1 protein-coding gene is annotated in these 1623 nt (G+C 69.0%); it reads right to left on the bottom strand.

Annotated elements, in window-relative coordinates; all coding sequences use genetic code 11:
• A partial coding sequence (locus tag ACUXV1_RS23195) for a condensation domain-containing protein (RefSeq protein WP_446016767.1) occupies positions 1-1623 on the bottom strand: 1623 nt, incomplete at both ends.

Below are 1623 nucleotides of genomic sequence, written 5' to 3' on the forward strand. Positions count from 1 at the left end.
CGGTAGCGCAGGGCGGAGGCTTCGCCCTGAACGGCGACGCGCTCGGGGAAGGCCCGGGCGGCGTGCTCGAACCAGCTGCACAGGTCGGGATGGGGCGGGGCGACGGAAACCGGCGCGGGGCCCAGCGCCTGGGCGGCTTGCTCGGCGTTCAGCAGCGGCGCGGCCAGCCAATCGGCGTCGGTATCTTCGGCCAGCGACGCCAGCGCCCCTTGCAGATAGCCGGCCATATCCTCCATCTGCGGCGCGTCGAATTCAGCCTCGTCCCAGGCCAGCGTCAGTTCCAGGCCTTGGTTTCGTGGATCGCAGCTGAATTGCACCAGGCAGGGAAAGTCGGTTTCCTCGAACACTTCCACGCCTTCCACCGTTACGTCGGGCAAGCGCAGCGCCTGTCCGTAGACATGAAAGTGGATGTAGTTGAAGCCGACTTCGAAACCGCGCCTACCATGGTTCAGTTGCATGATGGCGGCCAGCGGCAGGCGGCGCAGCGTTTGCAAGGCCGTTTCCTCGGCAAAGACGCGGCGCGCCAGTTGCGCCCAACTACCGGTTTGCAGTGCCACGCTCAACGGAACGGTGTTCAGGAAGAGGCCCAGCGCGGCGGCGCTGTCTTCTCGCTCGGGGCGGCTGTGGGTGACGTAGCCGGTGCTGGCGGCGGCGGAACCGGTCAGCAGCGCCAGCACGCGCAGGTGGGCGGTGAGCAATACGGTTTTGAGCGGCAGCGCCAGCCGCGCGGCGGCGGCGTCCAGCGCCATGGACAGTTCGGCCGGCAGCATGCGGCTGAGACGGCGGACGCTGCGCGCGCCGCCCGCGGCTGGCTGAGGCCTCAACCGGGGCAAGACAGAGGCTTCCAAGCCGGCCAGCCGTTGCCGCCAAGCCGCTTTCAGCTCAGGGTCGTTCTCGGCTTGTTTTTCCTGTTCGATGAACAGCGCGCTCAGCGCGCCGGACGCGTCGGCCGGGCCGGCGCTTTGCGCGTGCCGCGCCAGCCGCAGCAGGTCGGTGACCAAGGTGGCTACGCTCCAGCCGTCCAGAATCGCGTGATGGAAGCTCAGCGTCAGCCGCGCGCGGCCGGTGTCCAGCCGGAACAGGGAGAGGCGTAGCAGCGGCGGGGATTGCGGCTGGAAGGGCCGGGCTTTTTCCGCGGCGACGAAGTCGGCCAGCGCCCGGCTTTGCGCTTCGGGCGCCAGCGCGCGCAAGTCGGTGACGCTCAGCGGGATGTCGCCGTCGCGATGAATCAGCTGCAGCGGTTCCGAGTAGGCGTTCCAGTGGAAGGTGGTGCGCAGCGCGGCGTGGCGTTCCGCCAAGCGGCGAACAGCGGCGCGCCAGGCGGCTTCGTCCCAGGGCAGGCGCAGATCGAAGCTGAAGATATCGTGGAAGATGGCGCCGTTTTGCGACAGCTCGCTGTGGAACAGCATGCCGGCCTGCAGCCGCGACATGGGCAGCGCTTCGATCACGTCGTCCGGCAAGCGCAGCCGGTCGGCGTCGGCAATCAGCGAGAAGGCTTGCCGCGCGGCGGCGCTTGCACCGTCGTCGGCGGGCTTAGGCGCTTCGCACAGCTGGCGAATGGTGGGCCGGCTGAACAGCTGTTGCACGTTGAGGGCCAAGCCCTGGTCGCGGGCGCGGGCGACC

The organism is Chromobacterium sp. W521 (assembly GCF_052805975.1).